Genomic DNA, 23,138 nt, shown 5'->3' with positions numbered 1-23,138 from the left:
TAACATCGCACCCCGCCGCAAAAAGCCGGTGCAATATGCAGAAACAGATCGGCTGGAAACGCGCCGCTGATGGCATGATCAGCGTGACGATGGCGCGTCAGCCAACGTCCCGTATCAGCAAGGCAAATTCAAAAGAGGGGAACAGAAGTGTCAGCAGATAACGCCCTCCATTCGCCCGATTCAGCGCAACCTCACCGTGAGCACACTATGGAACCTGGAAACGCCCAGCTGAGCATGACCGTCCTGATGACCCCGGACATGGCCAACTTTTCTGGCAACGTACATGGCGGCACCCTGCTCAAATACCTCGACGAAGTGGCCTACGCGTGCGCCAGCCGCTATGCCGGCAGCTATGTGGTGACCTTGTCGGTTGACCAGGTAATCTTCCGCGAGCCCGTGCACGTGGGTGAACTGGTGACCTTCCTTGCATCGGTCAACTACACCGGCAACACCTCGATGGAGGTCGGCATCAAGGTGGTGACCGAGAACATCCGCGAGCGCTCGGTTCGCCACTCCAACAGCTGCTTCTTCACCATGGTCGCGGTCGACGACAACCGCCGCCCGGTACCGGTGCCGCCGCGCCAGCCGCACAGCAGTGAAGAAAAGCGCCGCTTCCTGCAAGGTCAGCAGCGCCGCCAGATCCGCCAGGAGCTGGAGAAGCGCTATCAGGACCTGAAAACCGACGCGATCTAAAGCGCCAGCTGCTGCGCCTCGAAGCGCACCCGTGGGTGGGCGATGCGGTCCTGGGCCCGTACCAGCTGCAGTTCGTAGCTGGCGCAGGCCTGGGTTTCCAGCAAAACCTCATGCACTGCGGCAGCGGTGTACTCGAATGCCTGTACCCAGCTGTCGCCGAGCAGCACGCGCGCCAGGAACAGGCCCGAGGTGAGGTCGCCCACCCCCACCGGCTGACGCGGGAACGCCAACAGCGGGCGGCGCAGGTGCCAGCTGTGTTCGGCGGTCACCAGCAGCATTTCGAACTGGTCTTCGCCCCGCCCGGGGTAAGCCAGGTGCTTGACCAGCACCACCTGCGGCCCACGCTGCAGCAGGCTGCGCGCCATGTTTACGCAATCCTCCAGCGACTGCGCGCGGCGCCCACAGAAGCTGTCCAGCTCCAGCTGGTTGGGGCACAGGATGTCGGCCCTGGCCGCCGCCTCGTCGAGCAGGAACTCGCTGACTTCCGGTGGCACGATGCAGCCCTTCTCCGGGTGCCCCATGACCGGGTCACACAAGTACAAAGCCTTCGGGTTCACCGCCCTGATCCGCTCGACCCCGGCCAGGATCGCCCGCCCCTGCTCGGCACTGCCCAGATAACCGGAAAGCACCGCATCGCAGTGCCCCAGCTCGCCGATGCTGGAAATACCTTCTACCAACGCAGGAATTTGCGCCGGGGCAAGCACTTCACCCGCCCACTGGCCATACTGAGTGTGATTGGAGAACTGCACGGTATTGAGCGGCCAGACATTGACCCCGATACGCTGCATGGGAAACACCGCAGCGCTGTTTCCGGCGTGGCCGAACACCACATGGGACTGGATGGCGAGCAGGTGCGGGGTACGTTTCATGCGGGAGGTTTCCAAAGCTGTTTCAAAGGATTGTGCGCAGCGCAGTATGAACTCGATTGCCACCTGTACGACAGGCCAGGGACGCAGTTAAGCTGGATCTACCTGTTTGGAGCATATGCAAATGTTGACCCTGGAGAACCTCTTCGTCCTGATGCTGGTAGCCACGGCAGGCGCCTGGTTGTGGCACAACCATGGGTTGCGCGAAAAAGCCCTGGAACGGGTCAAACAGCATTGCGCCAAGCTCGACCTTGAGCTGCTCGACGACGCCGTCGCACTGAAGCGCATCGGCTTTGTCCGTGATGCCAATGGCCGCAAGCGCCTGGCACGCATCTATGCCTTCGAGTTCACCGTCACCGGCGAGCAACGCCACCCCGGTACCGTGACCCAGTTCGGCGCGCACAGCGTGCAGATCGAACTGGCGCCCTACCCATTCGAAATCAAGACCCCGCCACGCACCGACAACGTCATCGAGATGCAGCAGTGGCGCCAGGAACACAATCGCTGGCGCAACTGATCAGATCACGCGGCATTCGCTCAACCCGGCTTGCAATGCGGGTTGCGATTGCGGCTGATCGAAAATCAGCTCGATACGCGTATCCCTGCGCCAGTCGCTCGGCTGCCAGTCAGGCATGGTTCCATTCAGCCCATTGAATGATTGCCAGCCCTCCTCGCTGTGGATAACCCCCTTCGCACGCCGCCATGGCCAAGTGCGCAAGAACGCCTTTAGCCGCTGTGGATAAAAACGCTGCGCAGGGTGCCAGCGCCAGCCAATACTCCAACCTCCCTCCCCCTCCTGGGCAAGACAGATCGGCTGGCCGGGGTCTGTCCACACTATTGTTGGGGACCGCCCAAGATTGTCGACAATCCTGTTTTCATCAAATGGGCTGTCGACAATCTTTGCGCCCCCGCCAGGAAGGCTTGATAAAGGCACCTGACCTTGTACGGACCAGAGTATGTGCTTGTCATGAAATTTATTAGTTATCAACAACTTAGATATTTCATCCACAGCCTCTGACTTGTTGAAAACCACGCTGTCGGACGCGTTGAAAGCCTGTTGCTGGGCCTCCGGAAGCGGCTCGTTTCGTACAATGGATTGCGCATCGACAACCATCAACAATGGCTGGATTGTCAGCACTCCAGCCCAAGGGGCCTGCTGTAATTGAGCAAGCAACTGCAACGGGTGACCCAGACCGGACGGCTCGATAAACAGCCGGTCAGGCCGGGATTTGCGCAACAACCGGCCCAAGCCCACCTGGAACGGCATACCGTTGACACAGCACAGGCAGCCGCCCGCAACCTCACCGATGGCGATGCCATCTTCGTCACGGCTGAGCAAAGCCGCATCCAGGCCAACCAGGCCGAATTCGTTGATCAATACCGCCCAGCGTTCGTTGTCCGGGCGCTGGGCCAGCAAGTGGCGGATCAGGGTGGTCTTGCCGGCCCCCAGTGGGCCGGCAATCACATGGGTGGGAATGTTCTGCAGCATGGGATGGCTTCAGGCGGGGTGGTAGCTCACTATGCGCCGTCAAGCTAGCCAGTCAAGGCTGAGCAGCAGGCGCCCCTGCTGGCCCGAGGGTGAGCGGTGTACCAGGCCCGCGCCTTCGTTCCCCTGCCACTTCTCGCCTTTAAGCACAGCCACCTCGCCAGCGTGCAGATGCTGGATGTTATCCACAGAAGAAAGTGCTGTGTGTAACTTACCACGTGGGCTTTCCTGCTCTCGCAGCCACTCGCTACCGGGCCCTGTGTAGGTGGTGAGCAGCCGCACAGGCACGTTATCCACATGGAAACGCGGGCACATGGGGCCGGCCAGTACCCGCAAGCGCAAACCGACCCGCCGCGCACCCAGCAGGCAGGTGTAGGCAGCCACCAGCCAGGTCACATCGGCTACGAAGGCTTCGTAGCCTTGCAAGTCGGCCGCTTCTCGCAGAAGGTCTGGCAAAACCGGCATCTGTTGCTCGTCCACATCGATTACGCGCTGATCTGCCAGCGGTTGGCCAAGGCTGACCACCAATTCGGCAAAATCCTCCAGCTGTGGCGGCAAGCGCCGGCGCCAAACCGCCAGGTTCACGCCATCTCGTAATACTTCGGTAAGCACCTGAGGGGTTTCACCGAACACCTGAAAGATATCCACAGGCTTGAGCGCCGGGTTCATGCGGCTTCCTCCTGGTACCAAGGGCCGAATGGATCGTCCAGGCGCAACCAGCCCAGGTGGCCCAAGCCCATTTCTTCATCCGTCAAAAGGCATGCATCAAGTGCTGTGGATAACTGTTCGAAGTCGATACTCTGCCCGATAAACACCAGTTCCTGCCGGCAGTCACCGGTCTCAGCGGTCCAGTGTTTCAAGATCTCGGTCGTGTTATCCACATCCTGGGGCCACTGCTCTCGCGGTACAAAACGCCACCAGCGACCCGCCAGGCCATGGCGCATCATGCCACCCGCCTGCGACCAGCTACCGGCTTCCTGATACTTGCTGGCCAACCAGAAAAAGCCCTTCGAGCGCAGCAGGCGACCATTGCTCCAGGGCTTGTGGATAAAGTCGAAAAAGCGCTGTGGATGAAGCGGCCGCCGGGCCTGCCAGGTGGTGGCCGCAATGCCGTACTCTTCAGTCTCCGGCACATGCTCGCCGCGCAATTCTTGCAACCAACCAGGCGCCTGGGCGGCTTGGTCGAAGTCGAACAGGCCAGTGTCCAGGATGCGTGCCAACGGTACCTGGCCCATGACCATGGGCACGATCTGCGCCCGGGCATTGAGGCTGCGCAAAATGGCCATGAGCTCATCGCGCTCGTGCTGGCTGATCAGGTCGATCTTGCTCAGCAGCAGCACGTCGGCGAACTCGACTTGTTCGATCAGCAGGTCACTGATCGAGCGCTCGTCTTCCTCACCCAGTGTTTCGCCACGGCTGGCCAGGCTGTCTGCTGCCTGGTAATCGCGCATGAAATTCAGGCCATCGACCACAGTGACCATGGTGTCCAGGCGCGCCATATCAGACAAGCTGCGGCCCTGCTCGTCGCGAAAGGTGAATGTCTCGGCAACCGGCAGTGGCTCGGAGATACCCGTGGACTCGATGAGCAAATAATCGAAACGGCCTTCTTCGGCCAGCCGCGCCACCTCTTCCAGCAGGTCTTCACGCAGTGTGCAGCAGATGCAGCCGTTGCTCATCTCGACCAGTTTCTCTTCAGCGCGGTTGAGGCTGACATTGCGCTGCACCTCGCTGGCGTCGATGTTGATTTCACTCATGTCGTTGACGATGACCGCAACCCGCAGATTGTCGCGGTTACGCAGCACATGGTTGAGCAAGGTGCTCTTGCCGGCGCCTAGGAAGCCGGACAGCACGGTGACGGGGAGACGGTTGGACATGGCGGAACCTCTTCAGGCGAGCGCATTCGAAACGATGCATTGCACAATGTTATAAAGTAACAATACAATTTCGCCAAGCCGTTCTCGACGGACGCGTATTCACCGGGGATGAAAAATGAACCTGCCACGCGCCATGGTGCTGTTTTTGCTCGCCATGCCCACTTCGCTGTTCGCCATGCCAAAGAGCAGCCCGTTGGCGGTGTGTACCCGCAGCGCGACACTGCTTGCCTGCCAGGACGGCAAGGGCAGCTACTACAGCGTGCGCAGCGAAGGCAGCACGTTCTACCTGCGCGGCTATGACTCCGGCAGCCGGCGCCTGTGGGCACAAACCAACAGCCGCTATGGCACGTTGACCTTTTTTACCGGCCTGGCGAGCGATGGCGAAGCCTGGGTGGGTTACAGCCGTCGCGTTGGCTGGACCACCCTGAACCGCGTATCCAGTTCCAGCGGGCAGCGCTTCAAGCTGCATTGCAGCTTGGTAGGCGGTTGCCAGTGATAACTCTTTTTGTTTGGAATTCCAGATGACCCAGCTCAAGCTCCCCGACATCGCTGCACAAAACCTGGAGTACACCTTGCCTTTGGACTGGGTGGGCATGTGCGGGATCGCCGTGCCCGTGCAATTCGAAGGGCGCACCGCCGCTGCCAAAATCGATGCTGGGGTAAGTCTGGTAGACGGCAGCTCACGCGGCATCCATATGTCGCGGCTTTACCTTGCCCTGGAGTCATTGGAAAACCAGCCCCTTACGCCGCTGGCAATCAGGCAGCTACTGGCCGATTTCCTGATCAGTCATGAAGGCCTTTCTTCGGCAGCCTACCTGCGCCTGCGCTTTGAGCATCTGCTGAAGAGGCCGGCCTTGATCAGCCCACTGGCAGGCTGGAAGAGCTATGCCGTAACGGTCGATGCACGGATAGAAAATGAAATGTTCCACGTGGAACTATCTGTTTCCGTACCCTATTCCTCCACCTGTCCATGCTCCGCTGCACTCGCACGGCAGCTGATTCAACAGCAGTTCCTCGAAAACTTCAGCGAAGAGCAGGTCGAAAAATCCGCAGTTTTGCAGTGGCTTGGTAGCGCCGAAGGTATTGTGGCCACACCCCACAGTCAACGGAGTACCGCGCAAATCCAGGTACGGCTGCGCAGCAGTGAACACGCATTACCCATCACCGAATTGATCGATTGCATTGAGGCAAGCTTGGGTACCGCTGTGCAGACTGCGGTGAAGCGAGCGGACGAACAAGCCTTCGCCTTGGCCAATGGGCAGAACCTGATGTTCTGTGAAGACGCCGCACGACGGCTGCACAAGGCACTACGGCAAATTGAATGGAGCACGGCCTTCAAGCTGCGCGTTGAGCACGCAGAAAGCCTGCATGCTCACGACGCCGTCGCCACCAGCCAATGGCAATGGGACGTCAGCTGCGCGGTTTGACCGTGCCACAATCATTGCCCAGCCACACCGCACGGGTGTTCATGCTGCCTTGCTGCTGCACACCCGAGGCATTGAAGGTACCACTGACCTGAGTGGTGAATTCCCGGTCGCTAAGAAAGGTAGCCTGGCCAGTACCCTGCGCCTTGGGGCAGCTGAACTGGAATTTCCACACATTACCGGTACGGTCCGTGATCTTCTGGGTACAACCTGACTTCGGGTCCTGCAAGGGGATATCGTTGGTCGCCACCTGCTCAGGCGTGAGGCAGGAGCGCACGCCGTTGCCACCCACAGTCACCCCTTGTTTGGCCAACACCCCCTCCATCATCGCGCGCTGCTCAGGTGGCAGGTTTTTCAACTGACTGAGCATGAACTGCATGTCGGGTAACGGCTTGCCATCGACCTGCATGTTGCTGGTGGTCAGCTCCCACAAACCTGGCTGCAGCACCTGGGCATGCACCAGCGGGCTGCTCACAGCTAGGGCCAACGCCAACAATGGCAGACGAATCTTCATGGACGATCGCTCCTGGAAAAACCGGCCAAGCGGGCCGGGCTGAACCTTGGACGCCAAATCCACCTTCAGGTTGCAAGGCGGACCGTGAACGTGTTCTGTTAGCTCAAGTGTACTCGGCAAGCAGGATGCATATGGATTACCACAGCCCCTACTTTTTTGGTTACCTACTCGGCTTGATTCACCTACTGGGTATCGTCGCCGCACTGCACGCGATCTTTACCGTGCGCACCGCCCAAGGCGCCATCGCCTGGGCCATGCCCTTGTTCTTCATCCCCTACCTTACCTTGATCCCTTATCTGGTTTTTGGCGCCCGTTCGTTCTATGCCTACATCAAGGCCAGGCGCCAGGCCAACCAGGAAATGCACGTGGCCATGGCCAACCTCAACTGGCGGCCCTGGGTGGAAGAAGCCCTCACCGCCCGTGAATCAGAAAGCTACGCAGCACTGCGCGCCATGCCCAAACTGGGGCGCATGCCTTGTCTGGCCAATAACCAGGTGAAGTTGCTGATTGATGGTAAAACCACTTTCGATGCCATCTTCGCTGCCATCGACAAAGCCCGCGATGTGGTGCTGGTGCAGTTCTTCATCATCCATGACGACAACCTCGGCAAGGCATTACAGCAACTGCTGTTGCGCAAGGCTGCCGAAGGGGTGCAAGTCTTCGTGCTCTACGACCGCGTCGGCAGCCATGCATTGCCAGCTAGCTACAGCCAGCAACTGCGGGAAGGTGGTGTACAAATCCACGCCTTCGCCACCCGCCGCGGCTGGTTCAACCGCTTCCAGGTGAACTTCCGTAACCATCGCAAGATTGTGGTGGTGGACGGCCTGGTCGGTTTCATCGGTGGCCATAACGTGGGCGACGAATACCTCGGCGAGCATCCCCAGCTTTCACCTTGGCGCGACACCCATGTGCAGATCAGCGGGCCAGTGCTGGCCTGCCTGCAGGAGTCATTCGCCGAAGACTGGTACTGGGCCACGCGCCAGTTACCACCGCTTATCCTGCCAGATACCTACCCGGATAACGGCGTGCTTTGCCAGGCCTTGGCCAGCGGCCCGGCCGATCCACAGGAAACCTGCTCACTGTTCTTCCTCGAAGCGATCCATTCGGCTACCCGACGGGTGTGGATCACCAGCCCCTATTTCATCCCTGACGAGGCGGTGTTCGCCGCCTTGCGCCTCGCCGTATTGCGTGGGGTTGATGTGCGGGTGCTGATCCCGTCTCGGCCAGACCACCGCGTTGTCTATGCCGCCTCCAGCCTGTTCGCCTTCGAAGCGGTGCGTGCGGGTGTGCGCATGTTCCGCTATCAGCCGGGCTTCCTGCATCAGAAGGTGGTGCTGGTGGATGATGACGTCAGCGCCATCGGCAGTGCCAACCTGGACAACCGCTCGTTCCGTCTGAATTTCGAGATCACCCTGCTGACCGTCGACCGCAGCTTTGCAGATCAGGTTGAGCACATGTTGATCAATGACTTTGAACAAGCGCGAGAAATTACTGCGGAGGATAGCCGCGACACTCATCGGCTACAGCAATTGGGGATGCGGATTGCCCGGCTGATTTCGCCGATTCTTTGAGTACCGACCCGCCTCGGGTTTGAAGCAGATACCTGTGGGAGCAGGCACGCCCGCTCCCACAGAGTACGAGACGCGTTACCCGCGGTACAGATCTTCGCGCGTCCAGGGAAGGTCGTGATGGCCATCAGCGTATGGCTTCACCGCCAGGATCTGGTGCAGATTGATCCACCCCTTCTGGAACGCATAAGCACACCCGGCCAAGTACAGGCGCCAGATTCGCAAGGTCTTCTCCGGCACCAGCGCCGCCGCCTTGTGCAGCTGGTTCTCCAGGTTCTCGCTCCAGTGATGCAGGGTTTTGGCGTAGTGCAAACGCAGGCTTTCCACATCCACCACCTCCAGCCCTGTTTCACAGATGCTGGCGGTGATCATCGACAAGTGGGGTAGCTCGCCATGGGGGAATACATAGCGGTCGATAAATTCACCCGCGCCGCGCCCAACCGGCCTGCCATCGATGTGCTTGGCAGTGATGCCGTGGTTCATGACCAGCCCCCCTTCCCTCACTGCCCCGAACAGCTTTTGGCAATACAACGACAAGTTGGCATGCCCGACATGTTCGAACATGCCAACACTCACAACCTTGTCGAAGCGTCCATCCTGCGGCAGGTCGCGGTAGTCGAGAATCTGCAGCTCCACCTTGTCGGCCAGGCCTTCGGCTTTCACTCGCTGGCGGCCGAGCTTCAATTGCTCCTTGCTCAAGGTAATGCCGAATACTTTGGCGCCATATTCGCGTGCAGCGAAACGCGCCAGCCCACCCCAACCGCAACCGACATCGAGCAAGTAGTCACCCGCGTCCAGCCGCAGCTTGCGGCAAAGGTGGTCGAATTTATCCTGCTGCGCTTGATCGAGCGTATTGTCCGGTTCACGGAAGTAGGCGCACGAATAGGCCATGTCCTGATCCAGCCACAGCTGGTAGAACGCGTTGGAAACGTCGTAGTGGTAGGAAATGGCTTCGGCGTCAGTGTGCTTGTCATGAGACAGGCGTTGCGGCAGCTGTTCATCTACCTCCCTGAACAGCGCTTCACTCAGCTCATCGCATACACGGATGGCTTCACCAATATCGCCTTCCAGCTCCAGCTTGCCTTCGACGAATGCAGTGCCCAGCTGTTCCATGCTTGGGTGGGTCAGCTGGCCGATCAGCTGTGGCTCCTTGACCAGGATGGTGACCTGGGGGCTTGGCCCCAGATCGAACTGGTTGCCGTCCCACAGTTTCAACCGCAGCGGCAGGTGCAAGCTTTGAAGTGCCGGTGGAAGTTGCGCAAGCATGAACGACCCTCCTGTCCGAAATTGGCCACGACGCCTGATATTTCGAACGTCGCCGGATCAGAGTAGTTCATTCGTGGGAGCTTTCCTCTAAACAAGACCATGGTCTAGAACCAACTGATCTTATCCATACGGTGGATTGTATACAATTCTTGCGTCTCGGCTTAACCTTGTGCCCCTCTCGCTTCCTCATCCTGGAGTTGAACCCATGAAATCCTATGACGTGGTGATCATCGGCGGTGGCCCTGGCGGCTACAACGCAGCCATCCGAGCCGGCCAGTTGGGCCTGAGCGTGGCCTGTGTGGAAGGCCGCTCAACCTTGGGCGGCACCTGCCTGAACGTGGGCTGCATGCCCTCCAAGGCACTGCTGCATGCCTCCGAACTGTACGAGGCCGCCAGCGGTGAAGAGTTCGCCCACCTCGGCATTGAAGTAAAGCCCACCCTCAACCTCGCCCAGATGATGAAACAGAAGGACGAGAGCGTGACCGGCCTGACCAAGGGCATCGAATACCTGTTCCGCAAGAACAAGGTCGACTGGGTCAAAGGCTGGGGCCGCCTGGATGGCGCCGGCAAGGTTGTGGTGAAAGCTGAAGATGGCAGCGAAACGGTGCTGCAGGCCAAGGACGTGGTCATTGCCACCGGTTCCGAACCCACCCCTCTGCCGGGCGTGACCATCGATAACCAGCGCATCATCGACTCGACCGGCGCGCTGTCGCTGCCGCAAGTGCCCAAGCACCTGGTAGTGATCGGTGCCGGAGTGATCGGCCTGGAGCTGGGTTCGGTGTGGCGTCGCCTGGGTAGCCAGGTAACCGTCATCGAGTACCTCGACCGCATCTGCCCAGGTACCGACACGGAAACCGCCAAGACCCTGCAAAAGGCACTGGCCAAGCAAGGCATGGTGTTCAAGCTGGGTAGCAAAGTCACCCAAGCCACTGCGAGTGCCGATGGGGTTAGTCTGACGCTGGAGCCTGCCGCCGGCGGCAGCGCAGAATCGCTGCAGGCCGACTACGTGCTGGTAGCTATCGGCCGCCGCCCTTATACCAAAGGGCTGAACCTTGAAAGCGTGGGCCTGGAAACCGACAAGCGCGGCATGCTCGGCAACCAACACCACCGCACCTCAGTGCCAGGTGTATGGGTGATTGGTGACGTCACTTCCGGCCCGATGCTGGCGCACAAGGCAGAAGACGAAGCGGTAGCCTGCATCGAGCGCATCGCCGGCAAGCCGCACGAGGTCAACTACAACCTCATCCCTGGGGTAATCTATACCCGCCCGGAGCTGGCCACCGTGGGCAAGACCGAAGAGCAACTCAAAGCCGAAGGGCGTGCCTATAAAGTAGGCAAGTTCCCCTTCACCGCCAACAGCCGCGCCAAGATCAACCATGAGACCGAAGGCTTCGCCAAGGTCATCGCCGATGCCGAAACCGATGAAGTCCTCGGCGTGCATCTGGTTGGCCCAAGCGTCAGCGAGATGATCGGCGAGTTCTGCGTGGCCATGGAGTTCTCGGCCTCGGCAGAAGACATCGCCCTCACCTGCCACCCGCACCCGACCCGCTCCGAGGCCCTGCGCCAGGCAGCGATGAATGTGGACGGGATGGCGATGCAAATCTGACCGGAGCGGTTCTTCTGTAGATAGCAGAAAGAAGAAAGCCCTCCATGTGGAGGGCTTTTGAAACGCAGGAATAAAGTCGGTATTGGTGCCATCCCGATTCATGCAGCCTTGAGCCACATTTTCCGTCTCTCACAAGTCGGTAACACCCACGTAAAAAGGGTGATACGCGGTGCAGCTAAGTAATAAAGTCGGTAACACCCTCTAAGCGTGCTCGCCGCTCTGGTTCGTCGGTTGTTCGCTCGACTCGAGCAAAAGGACCGAAGTCTTGGCGAGCATTCTATCTGGGCAAAGGGAAGATCGAGATTATTGCCCGCTGGGTCTGCGGGCGAGTGCTCGACCAAGCCTGGTCCTGCAGATCACTCAGCGCGCGCTGCGTTGGTATTGGTCGTAGCGCTCGTGATCCCTCATCGTAGCTGAAAACGTGAAAGCCGAGCTCCAACGCAAGGGAGACCTGCCGATGCCAATAGAATTTGCCATCACCGAAGACCGCATCTTCAGCGAGTAGGAGTTCATACCGTTGCGCGATATAGCCGAGAAGTACTCTTTGAGAAACATCGCGAAGCGCTTCTGTATGACACATGCATGCCGAGCGCCAGACCTGATGTTTAGCAATATCCCGGCTACTGACTTCCGGAACCTGAAGCAGCTCGATCTTCGCGTAATAGATGACGGAAAGCTCAACATCGTTCACCAAGGCGATCTCAAACTCATTCACGCTAACTGAGTCCAGCTGGCGGTCGACGCGGATCAACCGGTAGTCAGATTCACCGCTGAAATCAGCAGGCTCACCGATGTCGCTTACCTCTCTAGCCGTCGTCAGAGCTGCGTAGAGCGCAGAATTATCGGCGGTGCGGGTAAGTGATCCTGGAAATGAATCGCGCTTTTGGGCTGCGAGGGACATGGTCATATCTCAGTCAGATCTTGTTACCAGTACCTCTTACGCTAGCGGAATCTCGAATGCACTACAAAGAAATCGGCACGAGCAATGGCAAACACCGCCTGAAAACCCAGCATGTGCCCCCCCCCCCTCTGCTCTTGCTCTGTGGGGCAGACGCCGCTTAGCCTTGGGCCACTCACCGAGAGTCCAACACGGAGCTCGGACGCGTAGGCAGGAGCCCCTAGAGGAGCACCATGGAACATTTCGTACCGTTTGAAATAGCCATCTGTGAGAAAACCGGAAAAGCAGATCGGAAGGCATACCCGCTTATCCCCGACCCCGACAGACCTTTCCACCCTTTCAAAATTCGAGATCCCTTCGGACTTAGAAATGCCGTAGTACCTGTATTTAGGCAGGACACGCAAGGACAGATCTTCGGGATGGGTACAGCATTCAACATCAACGAATTTGGCACGTTCCTAACCGCTCATCATGTCATCGACTTCGGCGAGCAGAGCGCGTCTAGCAGACCACTCCTTTTCCTGAGCATGCAGGCCATAGTTTTTGGAAGAGTCGGCATTCCGGACGACTGCTTCGTTCCAATCATGAGCGCGCAGGCACCCGATATGGACTCTGAAAATCCCATGGCCGCATTGCGGGGCGATTCGCAACGACAGATCGCTATGGACATTGCGATCATGCAGGCATCTCCACTCGGCAAAGGGGTCCGCCCTCCTCACACACTAAAGGTGCGTGTGAATGACTGGAAACCACGTGTAGGCGAGATCGTATTTGCAGTCGGATATCCGGAGTTGGATCTTTCGAAGCTGTCTGCCGACTCGCAAAATATGCTGCTATCAGAGGGGATGTACGGAGCGTACGGCAGAATCGTTGGTGTGCATCCATGTGGAGTCGGTAGATCTAACCCAAGCCCTGTTTTTGAGGTGGAGACCGACTGGCCTGGAGGCATGAGCGGAGGGCCAGTCTTCAATCAGGCAGGCGAGGTCGTTGGTATCGTCAGCAGATCGATTCGAGCCGAAGCGGGCCTCGGCGGCACAGGTTTTGCCGTGGATCTGGGCCGTTGTCACGAGATTCAGGTATTCGCTCCAAGCCTTGATGCGCCTGGTTGGCAAATATGCTGGGGACTGTTCCTGGAAAATGAGAGCGAACCAGTCAGCGTCCATGCCTCACAGGAACAGGCTGCAACGGCAGGCGATGATTCGGGACGACCTTTTAGTATTCGGAAAATCTCGAATGAAATAGGCACAAAAAATTGGATGTCGGCTTAGCCAAGGATGCCCGTGATGGGGTGCTGCTCCCCAGCACCTCTCACGACGCCTCTAAAATCAGCGCCGAATCCACCGGTCGCTAAAGATGCCGCCAAGCGTATCAATTCGGACGATGCTCTGAACTGTCCGGATTGGGTTACGACAGATTTTATAGGGTAGCAGCCAGGCAGTCCGCTAGGTGGCCAGTTCTGCAGGTATCACGGGCGCAAGAATTTTCGAGCTGGCAAGTAATTGTTCAGGCATTCCAATGTGTGTTGCTCAGCTCGCCCATTACCGAAGGCCATGTTTAGCACGGTATCGAACTTCTTGGCATTCGTGGTTGTTTCCTTGCCGTAGGCAACCTTCGATGTGATGTGCCCATGGCCGAAAATGCCGATTGCCTTCACCAGCAATGACTCCAAGCACTCCACCCGTTGATACAGGATGGCTTTGGCGAGCTCACAGTCAGATTCATAGATAGCGCTGAGAAAATTCTTGTCCCCGGTGGTCAGGGTGAAATTTCTGCTTTGCGAGTGGAGATTTTCGGCGTGAAGGGTGAGCTGCAGCTCACCGTCATGTACGCCATCCAGGACCATCAACTGCTCAAGCAGATCGATATTTTCTTGGGCGGCGCCCAGCTTTTGACATGAGTCCACCATCTGACACAGTCGATCAAACGCTGCGGGGTTACCCAGACGCTTATCCAGACACTTTTCTGGGTTGTTCAGATAGAGGGAAAACGGCGCCTCGCCAAGCACATAGCAATCCGCAAAGCTGCAATCGAGAACGGTCAACGCTTCATCGACAAGATCGCATTGGGCCAGTGCTACCAGGACATCATTGTCAGCGAGCACGATCATTTATGCGATAAGGTTCCGAAGCAGGTGCTCGCTGTCCGGATCAAGTCCGTCAGCCAAATTGCTGAACGCACGTCCTCGTACCACATCCTGGTCAGAGGTCTGCCCCGAGATCTCTTTGACTGCACTCACGCAGAGCGGGAAGAGTTTGGGGGCGTTGTGGGCGACATTCAATACAGCATGGGTCGGATCAATCTGACGCTCCCTTCCAAATCGGATGGCAGTATCAGCGAGCGGGCGGGCCTTCATCAGGCTAGGTAGCGTCAGCCGCGTATCCGCATTCCCAGTCAGCAACTCGATGGCGAATCTGTCAGCTTCAATTTCCTGACAATTCCGCCCTTCCTCAGACTCATGGTTCTTGATTTCATCGTCAACGATCGCACCATTTTCAGCGAGATGCCCCAGTGCGATGTGACCGAGCTCGTGAGCAAGGTGAAACAGAAGGAAGCCTTGTTTTCGAACGTTCGACAGCACGATGGAGGGCCTGCCTTTGATCGACATGGCGATGCCATCCATCTTTCGGCCCAGGAGCGGAGAAGCCAAATGGAGGACAGGAATTCCACTCGCCCAGCACAGATCCAAGATCTGCGTCAGACCCACCCATGTGGCACCACCGCCGAGTATGCTAGCGCGAATATGCGCTGCGCTCGCTGGAAGCGGTGTGTAGTCTCCGTCCATCGCATTCAAAGCGATTCGGGAAGCACTCTTCGCTAACGCAACCGCTACCGCAACGTCGTCTTCCGAGGTCTTCGCGGAGAGTTTGAACCGCTTCTCGTTAGGCAGATCGAAAGCCACCCTGGGGGGATTCTCGCTGAATGCCCTGATCTGAAGGCTCAATGCCTTAGCCAAGTAGATCTTGGCTCGCTGAGCTGCTCCAGGAGTCGCCTCAATTTCAGCCGACCACCACTCAGGCATAAGACTGGCCAGATTTCTCTTGGACAGGCCGTAGCTGCGGAGGGCGGAATAGATGCTCTGAATGTCAGTCATGATCAGCCCTCCTTGGGTGAACGTGTGGATGAAAATGATGGCGATTAGACGGCCCAATCAATTTGGGAAGTCACACATGATCAAAATGATAGCATTCCGATCTGCATTCCCATAGGGGATTGCCTCATAGGGCCCATCTACGTCGAACTCGCTAAGCCCTTAGGTGCCGGAACGGGTCCCTTTATCAATGCTCATTTGGAAGCAAACCTGCCTCCCGTGTGTTTGGACAGCACGCTTACCCATAAGGCTCCCCTTACGCTCAGGGCCCACTGATCGAGGATCACTTGGGCTTGGTCGGTGAGCGCACTTTCTCCACATGCTTTCCAAAGTTTTTGACCAAGTCGCTAGCAGATGCTTTGGGCGGAGACGCTGCGCGCGGCGATTTAGGTGGTTTTGAAGCACTCGCGCCATCTTTTAAAAGCCCCTCCAGCGCTTCGGCCTCTTGTGGAGTGAGCGCTGAATCGATGACCTGGTTCCTCACGTTCTCGGCCCGCTTTGTATCGATAGAACTCACCACACTTCGTTTGGATTCCTCTGGAACAGCGAACCGGCACTTGAGGTCAGCATGAGCCCTCATACTTCCCTTACCAATGGCTAGCTTCTGTAGATTTTCCACCAGGCGAGCGCTAATCGAGTATTCGCTTGATCTGTAGGCATCGTGTAAATCAACCATCTGAATTCGATCTCTACCGGCGATGAAGCACTGCATGTAGGCATGCTTCAGCAGCTTGATCACGAGCCGCTTTAGTCCAGCAGTAGATCGGTGGAGCTCAGCCGCAAATTCCCCATGGTCCGCATTCACTCGGTCGCCACTGACCCGTATACATTCCGCGACGTAGTCGAGCCAATATTGGCTTGTAGGATCATCTGGCAGCATGACGCGAGGCTCCGCCAACAGGCGCTGGGTATCCTCACTGTTTCGCTCCCAAAGCTTATTTATCAAGCTATAGTTTGAAACGAAAATCAACGGCATCCCGAGATCGGCTGCATTGATTAAGATATCGGTAACCTTGGAAGCACCTGCTCCCGTAGAAATGAACTGCATCTCATCCAAGACAGTTATTGATACTCCATGGCGATTGGCGATGCTCCGACATTCGTCCAAAAGTTCAGTCAGGGAGGCACGACTAGCTTTCAGCCGATCTTTACCGCTGGCAACCAAAAAATCTAAAAGAATCTGTTTCCCGCTAGATTTCCCCCGAGCGCTTGCATACCAAAACGAATTCAGCTCAACCACCCCTTGGAAAAGACTACAGGACAGCTCAATCGGAGGCGGTAGGGCGTGAAGCAACGCTTGAATCGTTCTACTTTTCCCGACCCCCGTAAGGCCTGTTAAACAGATAGGAAAGCTTTCATTAACAGGCGGATTAAAAATCCCGGAATTATAAGTAACTTGATCGGAAAGAATCCCGCTATGATGCAAGCTCGCTCGCCCGAGCATTTCATGGATAAAATCGAGGGAAAACCGGGTTGGTAGATAAATTTTCTTAAGTTGCCTGAAAAGCACATCCGCCCCTAGCTGGCGATAACGTTGCAAATCCTCTACGGGTTGAGGGCGTACAGTGATTCGATCACGGATACCTTCGATATCCAAGTAACTATGAAAACGCGAATCAATCGTGGGGTTCATTTTTTTGTGCCCATGACAGTGCGATAGTCATTCATATCTTGTTTATATGCGGCCCCTTTTGGAGCTGCTCGCGACTTTTTCTGACCGCCATGCCACTCCAAGCCAACAGCCTCTTCATGCCTATCCATATAGTACTGATCTCGTGCTGCAGCCTGACGACGGTGATCAGAATAACCCTCTTGGCGCATTTTATCGATCTGCTGCAACTCCTTCAGCGTTATGTCCTCAAGACCTGCCGCAGAACGTACCGTGCGAATAACATCAAGTTGATAAAGATGCCCTTTAACATCAATCCAAATATGACGAACACACATCGTCAGAACATAAGCTTCGGTTTCAACGACGCCGTGCCTGGCCACAGAGTCAAAAAGCCCCGTATCAACCAGTTCCTTGGACCGGTATTTACGCCCATACAAATATACCGCGTCCTTACGAATAGTCACTGGATGAGATACTAAAAAAGTTCTTACAGCGGTATCGAAATTTATAGTGATTGCAGAGCTTCTACCTAGCTCCGCCCAATAGCCAAAAACCCCGTGTGGCGTCGGCGCTACGCCTGCAAGGACTAGCTCATCCTCCAGATTTACTTTACCTAATGAATGATTGTCCTTCACTGCTCGAAGGATCTCTCGCTTGGCCATTTGAACAAAATTATGATCACTATGATGATGTGTGGGCTGACCTTTAATTTTCTTTTTCTTGGGATGCGAGGACTCAATCGTTGCTTTCGATTGACCAGAGAAAGTGGGTGTCAATTCAACAGAGTTCAGCCAATTCACTTTTGGTCCGCATTCGAACATAGCAGCAGGTCCCCGATCGAGCACAATTCCGCTACATAGCCCTTCACTGACCCACTCATCTGCAGCGATAGTCAAGCCAAAAAGCTCACAGTACTTCACCTTGCCTATGGCCATGCAGAACAGGGTCGCCATATATGCAGCCATGTTTTCTCTACCCTCGGAGAAACCTATACCCAAAATATAGCCAGACCCGACGCAGCGCGCTCGAACAACACAATAGCCGTCCACCGCGCTTCCTTCAGTGAGTCCCTGAAGTTTCTCGTTAAAGTAATAGCCATCGAATTCGACACGCTGATATACGTTCAAAATCTTTTCGTCGAAAGTCCCCATAGAACCGGAAATTGCACGTGTACCATGCTCGCCTTTGAGTGCAACATTCAGCTGCTTAGGGGAAACTTGCTTTTTAGCCCAATACATGAACTGATCAAACGAAGGAAAGGGCTCACCATTGGGATGAGTGAACTCATACTGTTTTGCACCAATCTTCTTAGATTTACATCCAAATTCTTTCTTTAGAACCTTACTATAGATTTTAGCCTGCGTAAGGCTTGGATCTGCGTAACGGTTAAAACCGTTCTTGATCTTTTCTTTCATTTCCTTATTACAAGGATAACCAAAACGTTTACCTTGTGATGAGGGGCGCCCTAATTTAATTTTTCGCTCAGGTGCATCTCTAATATAGCGGCCGTTATTCTGAAAGCTTGGTATCAATGTCCATCTGTTCTGCCCATACATGAGATATGTATAAAACCACGCTCGAAGCCTAGCCGGGGCCTGCTTTAGTTTTTTTGCTTCAAGGTTAACTGCAGCGTCCGGATTATCTTCGCCAAGAATCTTTTCTTTACGCAAAACAAGGTCAGATATCATCTCGAAACGATGATTTACATATGACTCATAACTTTTTTTCTTAGAAACTCTTTTTTGTTCTAAATACCATATTGGTTTACCCTCGATAGGCTCAAGCCAAGGGGGCAGTGAAGCTGGCACGCCATCTTCGACTAGCCATCCATTCTCCAAGGCTTCTTCGAATTCGAACTGTCTCAAAGTAATTAGTCGTGCCTCAGGCCGTTGATTTTGATAGACAAATTCAACTAAATGAACTCGGCTGCGTGCGCCGTCACTGATTAGAAAATGATAAATTACCCCAACCTTGAGACACTTAAATCCCTCAGGTGCGAAAATTTTTGAACCCGGACTCATCCCTGAAAACCCTCAAACAGGGAGCTGAATTGCACCAGCAGATCTGGCCCGTCGGTGTTGAGCGGATGATCAATCAAAATAGGTTTGTTGAAGTCTACAATAACTCGCCGCTGCCAGATTTCTTGATAAATTTTCGCGATGAAGTGGCTAGTACTCCCCCAGCGCCTGCCGAAGCGAATAGCCAGAAAGTTCAGGGGATCGCCAGCATGGACAACGTCTTGGACTGCAGCGCAGAAATCTTCCAACAAGATTGGATCTAAGGATACGGGCAGGCCATGAATATTGAATAGTAGATCGAGGTTCGCTTCGACTGCGGCAGGAATCTGATCCTTAGCGACCTCAATGGTCCTGATACCGGCACTGGCATAATACAGGCGCTCCAGGCAGCCCCGCAGCCGGGCATGCTCGCGATCCTTCTGCCGCTGAACAAGTGTTTTGGGCATCCTAGCCCTGCGTTCATTAAAAGCTTGCAGGGTGTCTTTGACGCTCCAGTTGATTGCATAGGGCCGGCCTTGATCGTTCTCAAGGTAGAGCAAGAGGTCCCCTAGGTATGGATAAGCCTGCCTAGTGCGCTCCCCCCACTCATCGGTGACGATGAGTGCGTGATGCTTAAAACCAATTTCTTCCGCGATTGAAACAGTGCCACGCAGAGGTTGAAGAAATTGCCCCCTTGTCCGTGGATGCCCCTCCAATGGGTGCGGAGCATCCATGGGCCATAGCATTTTCTGTTCATGGAGTTCAAATAGGTTGGGATGGTGAAGCGCTAGCTGTGTAAAAAACCTCTCGGGAGTCGAGAGCGCGTGCAACGTTCGATTCAGCTTGTGGCTATACAGCCTGGATACACGAGACCCTCGGGGTGCTTCTCGCGGCACAGCCAATATAGATGGGACGTATAAATCACCCCACTCGAACGCGCCTTGACGCTTTGTGATGACGTCAAATCTGTCCTGTTCTTTCATCCTAGCCTTCCAATCTCATGGCCTTCGCGATGCCCACCCGTCTGGGGATAAATTGTCGGGCATCAGCGAATCCCTTGTCCTGCGGGGCTTCTAGGCAAAATCCAGTTGTGGATAACGCCTACTTTCCTGTGGACGAGCGTGTACGTGCAGGACTTGACGTCCTACAGCTATGGATAGACAATGGAGAAGTCAGCTGTCGATTCTGACTTATCCACAGAGGCCCAAGGTCGCACTTGGGCCTTTGTCTATTGACTGATTACGCGTTGTTTTAGCCTGCGTTCATTCGAATTCCTTATGTGCACATCGTAAACGGACGCAGTCACCGCTGACTGACGCCTGCTTTTCTGAACCTCACTGTAGGTCCCTGTTAAAAATAGGGGGCGCGCTGGAGCCGTTTTGCTTGTAACCGGAATATGTTACTGCCGTAAAAAACACTCTGGCAATATGTTTGGTCTCTATTTCTCAATTTTCAGTAACGTGAGAAAAGGCTGTCCGTTTGCGTTGATGAAGAGACCTTCATTCATCTAAGCCCCAAACTAGAGCGATCGCGCGATATAATTAACCTTTAACGGTTAACATTTTGGGGCCGACAAAACCGTTAATTATAAAATTGCCTGTTGAAATTGCCAATCATTATTTTCTGCACCTAAACGTCAGAGCTATCGTATTGCTCGACCCTCGGAGCAGCTCATGAAGCCATCAACTCGCCCCCCTCCACTCCTCAATTGGCTAGATGATGAAACGTTCTTTAGCCTCGGAAGTCGCCAACATTTTTTCTTACGCAATCGATCAGCGATCGATACTCTAGAACAAATCTTCGAAACCAAAGTTACCTATTACACGCATGACTTTCCGTGCAACTTAAAAAACTTGGTTTCAAAGGCTAGAATGGCGTGGGGTAATGCTGAAAAAATAATTTTCGAGCACACGATAACCCCCATATTTTTTCCATTTCAATCCGAGCGCAGCCAGGAAGCTTTAGTAGCGGCGTTGTCTGGACCACAACTCGGCTCTATCAAATACAAAATCGGATTGATTGCGGGACGTTTTGGTGGTGAACATCCGTTGAAGGCATGTTTGAATTGTATTATTAATGATCGCACTACCTACGGCCTTTCATACTGGCATCTATCACACCAATATCCGGGAGTTCTAATCTGCCCCAAACACGGTTGCCTACTTAGAGAATCTTCGACCAATCGGCAGTGGGGCACGCGGTTTCAATGGGCGCTACCGAGTGAAGATGAACTGGTGGTTCCTCCCTGGCCACCGTTGAGCGATAAGGTCCAGTCCGCACTCGTAGATTTGGGAAACGCAGCCCGATCATTAGCTCAATATGGGAAACATAGAAGATTTGATACCTCTACTGTCGCTCAAGTCTACAAAACAGCCTTGAATCCCATGAAGCATCGCGGACCTGAACAGGTGCAATTGGCACGTGAATTTGCGGAATTTTGCTCTCTTTTTCGCCAATTTTGGCCGTTTCACTCTTTGCCATCCTCATGCCACGAGGCAATCCTTTATATAAATCAGATGCTACGCCGCCCTCGTCGGTACTCGCACCCACTCAAGCACTTAATCCTTATTCAGTGGATCTTCGGAAGCTTTGACGACTTCATCACCGCTTACAGATACAGTAAAAAAACTGATTCCGAACTGGTTTGCAACTGTGCGAGCCCAGATGCACATGCGACTTCCGATAGGCTGAAAATAGATATCCGCTTGGAAAGCACTGGAAAACCTAGGCCTAAGAAGTTATTCGATCCCCTAAAAGACACAATACTCTTGGAGTTACAAAAAGGGATTGAGAAGCACGATGTTACCGCTAAATTTGGAGTTTCCGTATCTACCATAAATCGACTTCTTCGCGCGAATCCTCATGTTAGAAAGGCAAGATCTGACCTTCGCTTCTTTGAGTTATGCGAAAAGCACCGCAACATATGGCAGTCGGCTGTAAGAGAAAATCCCGACTTTGGTGCTAAACGTATCCGATCACTGCTACCAAACTCTTACGCATGGCTTTACAGGAATGATAGAAGCTGGCTATCTAGCCAGTGTTCCCACTTACCCAAAGAGCGACACAGTGAATCAAATAAACTAGACTGGGTCATGCGCGATGAACGACTCTGCATGTTGATTGAGCAGGTGATGAGTAGGCTCGCCTATGGCTTTTCGAAGGATGACATTCTTCTCCGTATCCCGCGATTGAGCGCAGCTCTCGAAAAGCGGGCTCGCTATCCTAAGGCGAGGAAACTTCTTAATAGCATCCCGCCAACGCACCTTTGACAGCCATCACAGCTGACCGCAACGATCCCTAGCTTCCCTCCGCACAAACCACAGCTCACCTCCGCAAGGGTAGCCCACGTCATCGAAGGGTCCAACTAGGTGAGCTGAGAGCTCAGTTGATCCTTAGCATATTGTCCCTTTTTACGAGACAGTAATTCCATAACAGAGGTCTTTTTGTCTTCAACTCCTGACAGTACAGTTGATTCATCACATAGAGGCACCTAGGCCTCAAGGAGACGAATCATGATCACTATCCGTAACGCTGAAGAACGTGGCCGCGCCAATCATGGCTGGTTGAAGTCATCTCATACCTTCTCATTTGCTGATTACTACGATCCCGACGAGCGAGGTTTTTCTGACCTTCTGGTCATCAACGATGACCGGGTAATTGCCGGTAAAGGCTTCGGCCAGCATCCTCATCGTGACATGGAGATTTTCTCCTATGTCCTCGAGGGCGCCCTAGAGCACAAAGACACTCTGGGTACCGGTTCGGTAATCAAACCAGGTGATGTTCAATTGATGAGCGCAGGCAGCGGAGTGGCTCACAGCGAGTTCAACCACAGCAAAACGCAGCCGGTTCACTTCTTGCAGATCTGGATTGTGCCCAATGCACGTGGTGCGACTCCCCGTTATCAGCAGCAGCATTTCAGTGATGCTGAAAAACGCGGCAAGCTGCGTCTGATAATTTCGCCAGATGGCAAGCAGGGTTCGCTTCAAGTTCGCCAAGACGCGCGCGTTTATGCGGGCCTCTTCGATGGCGATGAGCATGCCACTCTGACTCTGGCCGACGACCGTTATGCCTACGTACACGTAGCGCGTGGGCGCATCGAGCTGAATGGTCAACTGCTCCGCGAAGGTGACGGTGTTCGGATGAGGAAGGAGCAGGTGATTGAGCTTTCCAAAGGCCGTGACGCAGAAGTGATCGTCTTTGATCTGCGACCTAATGAGCTGCCACGCATGCCTTGAAACATGCACCT

21 protein-coding genes are annotated in these 23,138 nt (G+C 55.0%); 9 read left to right on the top strand and 12 right to left on the bottom strand.

The features are described 5' to 3' along the window. The first annotated feature begins 207 nt into the window (after window positions 1–207). Window positions 208–693, top strand: a complete 486-nt coding sequence (locus ACFY9W_RS14350; RefSeq protein WP_003253263.1) for an acyl-CoA thioesterase — start codon at window positions 208–210, stop codon at window positions 691–693. Here the strand turns inward: ACFY9W_RS14350 and pdxY are convergent. Then, complete coding sequence (gene pdxY, locus ACFY9W_RS14345; RefSeq protein ID WP_391131291.1) at window positions 690–1,562, bottom strand: pyridoxal kinase PdxY; 873 nt, start codon at window positions 1,560–1,562, stop codon at window positions 690–692. The two genes, ACFY9W_RS14350 and pdxY, sit on opposite strands and share 4 nt — an antisense overlap. Before the next feature lie 121 nt (window positions 1,563–1,683). Between pdxY and ACFY9W_RS14340 the strand changes: the two genes are divergently transcribed. Continuing rightward, on the top strand, window positions 1,684–2,076 hold the full coding sequence (locus ACFY9W_RS14340) for a DUF3301 domain-containing protein (RefSeq protein WP_391131289.1): 393 nt from the start codon (window positions 1,684–1,686) through the stop codon (window positions 2,074–2,076). Here ACFY9W_RS14340 and ACFY9W_RS14335 read toward each other — a convergent pair whose 3' ends face one another. The 3 genes from ACFY9W_RS14335 to zigA are packed head-to-tail and all read right to left on the bottom strand — an operon-like array spanning window position 2,077 to window position 4,919. Continuing rightward, window positions 2,077–3,048: a GTP-binding protein gene (locus tag ACFY9W_RS14335; RefSeq protein ID WP_391131287.1), complete on the bottom strand. Its 972-nt coding sequence runs from the start codon at window positions 3,046–3,048 to the stop codon at window positions 2,077–2,079. It abuts the gene before it with no gap. A 39-nt stretch (window positions 3,049–3,087) separates the two neighbouring features. Continuing rightward, window positions 3,088–3,714, bottom strand: coding sequence for a DUF1826 domain-containing protein (locus ACFY9W_RS14330; RefSeq protein ID WP_391131284.1), 627 nt, complete (start codon window positions 3,712–3,714; stop codon window positions 3,088–3,090). Continuing rightward, on the bottom strand, window positions 3,711–4,919 hold the full coding sequence (zigA, locus tag ACFY9W_RS14325) for a zinc metallochaperone GTPase ZigA (RefSeq protein ID WP_391131282.1): 1,209 nt from the start codon (window positions 4,917–4,919) through the stop codon (window positions 3,711–3,713). Before zigA ends, ACFY9W_RS14330 begins: the two co-directional genes overlap by 4 nt. Window positions 4,920–5,034: 115 nt before the next feature. Between zigA and ACFY9W_RS14320 the strand changes: the two genes are divergently transcribed. Beyond that, window positions 5,035–5,415 (top strand): glutamine synthetase, encoded by a 381-nt coding sequence (locus tag ACFY9W_RS14320; RefSeq protein ID WP_391131280.1) that lies wholly within the window; start codon window positions 5,035–5,037, stop codon window positions 5,413–5,415. Window positions 5,416–5,440: 25 nt separating this feature from the next. Continuing rightward, window positions 5,441–6,346, top strand: a complete 906-nt coding sequence (folE2, locus tag ACFY9W_RS14315; protein ID WP_391131278.1) for a GTP cyclohydrolase FolE2 — start codon at window positions 5,441–5,443, stop codon at window positions 6,344–6,346. Here folE2 and ACFY9W_RS14310 read toward each other — a convergent pair. Further along, window positions 6,330–6,857, bottom strand: a complete 528-nt coding sequence (locus tag ACFY9W_RS14310; RefSeq protein ID WP_391131277.1) for a DUF3617 family protein — start codon at window positions 6,855–6,857, stop codon at window positions 6,330–6,332. The genes folE2 and ACFY9W_RS14310 overlap by 17 nt on opposite strands. A 131-nt stretch (window positions 6,858–6,988) precedes the next feature. On the opposite strand from ACFY9W_RS14310, the gene cls reads away from it, so the two are divergent. Next, window positions 6,989–8,428: a cardiolipin synthase gene (cls, locus tag ACFY9W_RS14305; protein ID WP_391131275.1), complete on the top strand. Its 1,440-nt coding sequence runs from the start codon at window positions 6,989–6,991 to the stop codon at window positions 8,426–8,428. 75 nt (window positions 8,429–8,503) lie between these two features. Here cls and cfaB read toward each other — a convergent pair whose 3' ends face one another. Continuing rightward, entirely contained in the window at window positions 8,504–9,691 is a 1,188-nt protein-coding gene (cfaB, locus tag ACFY9W_RS14300; protein ID WP_391131273.1) for a C17 cyclopropane fatty acid synthase CfaB, read from the bottom strand. Between the two features lie 205 nt (window positions 9,692–9,896). On the opposite strand from cfaB, the gene lpdA reads away from it, so the two are divergent. After that, on the top strand, window positions 9,897–11,297 hold the full coding sequence (gene lpdA, locus ACFY9W_RS14295) for a dihydrolipoyl dehydrogenase (RefSeq protein ID WP_391131271.1): 1,401 nt from the start codon (window positions 9,897–9,899) through the stop codon (window positions 11,295–11,297). Between the two features lie 277 nt (window positions 11,298–11,574). On the opposite strand, the gene ACFY9W_RS14290 is transcribed toward lpdA, so the two are convergent. Further along, window positions 11,575–12,198 carry a hypothetical protein gene (locus ACFY9W_RS14290; RefSeq protein ID WP_391131269.1) on the bottom strand — a complete coding sequence of 208 codons (624 nt, stop codon included), beginning with the start codon at window positions 12,196–12,198 and terminating at the stop codon, window positions 11,575–11,577. 230 nt (window positions 12,199–12,428) lie between these two features. On the opposite strand from ACFY9W_RS14290, the gene ACFY9W_RS14285 reads away from it, so the two are divergent. Next, complete coding sequence (locus ACFY9W_RS14285; RefSeq protein ID WP_391131268.1) at window positions 12,429–13,463, top strand: trypsin-like peptidase domain-containing protein; 1,035 nt, start codon at window positions 12,429–12,431, stop codon at window positions 13,461–13,463. 197 nt (window positions 13,464–13,660) lie between these two features. On the opposite strand, the gene ACFY9W_RS14280 is transcribed toward ACFY9W_RS14285, so the two are convergent. The 5 genes from ACFY9W_RS14280 to ACFY9W_RS14260 form a co-directional block, all read right to left on the bottom strand. Then, window positions 13,661–14,302 (bottom strand): hypothetical protein, encoded by a 642-nt coding sequence (locus tag ACFY9W_RS14280; RefSeq protein WP_391131266.1) that lies wholly within the window; start codon window positions 14,300–14,302, stop codon window positions 13,661–13,663. Beyond that, a complete protein-coding gene (locus ACFY9W_RS14275) occupies window positions 14,303–15,286 on the bottom strand; it encodes an ImmA/IrrE family metallo-endopeptidase (protein WP_391131264.1) in 984 nt (327 codons plus the stop codon). 280 nt (window positions 15,287–15,566) lie between these two features. After that, window positions 15,567–16,916 (bottom strand): AAA family ATPase, encoded by a 1,350-nt coding sequence (locus ACFY9W_RS14270; protein WP_391131262.1) that lies wholly within the window; start codon window positions 16,914–16,916, stop codon window positions 15,567–15,569. Then, the gene (locus ACFY9W_RS14265; protein WP_391131260.1) at window positions 16,913–18,916 is read right to left on the bottom strand and encodes a transposase; all 2,004 of its coding nucleotides are present in this window, start codon (window positions 18,914–18,916) and stop codon (window positions 16,913–16,915) included. The genes ACFY9W_RS14270 and ACFY9W_RS14265 overlap by 4 nt, the downstream gene beginning before the upstream one ends. Beyond that, entirely contained in the window at window positions 18,913–19,875 is a 963-nt protein-coding gene (locus ACFY9W_RS14260) for a hypothetical protein (RefSeq protein WP_391131258.1), read from the bottom strand. The genes ACFY9W_RS14265 and ACFY9W_RS14260 overlap by 4 nt, the downstream gene beginning before the upstream one ends. 690 nt (window positions 19,876–20,565) lie before the next feature. Between ACFY9W_RS14260 and ACFY9W_RS14255 the strand changes: the two genes are divergently transcribed. Then, a complete protein-coding gene (locus ACFY9W_RS14255; protein ID WP_391131256.1) occupies window positions 20,566–22,161 on the top strand; it encodes a TnsD family Tn7-like transposition protein in 1,596 nt (531 codons plus the stop codon). Window positions 22,162–22,404: 243 nt separating this feature from the next. After that, entirely contained in the window at window positions 22,405–23,127 is a 723-nt protein-coding gene (locus tag ACFY9W_RS14250; protein WP_391131254.1) for a pirin family protein, read from the top strand. Window positions 23,128–23,138 lie beyond the last annotated feature (11 nt).

The sequence above is a fragment of the Pseudomonas sp. NPDC008258 genome (genome assembly GCF_042956345.1).
Taxonomy (GTDB): domain Bacteria; phylum Pseudomonadota; class Gammaproteobacteria; order Pseudomonadales; family Pseudomonadaceae; genus Aquipseudomonas.
Note: the sequence above shows the minus strand (reverse complement) of the source record. Positions and strands in the feature narration are given on the sequence as shown.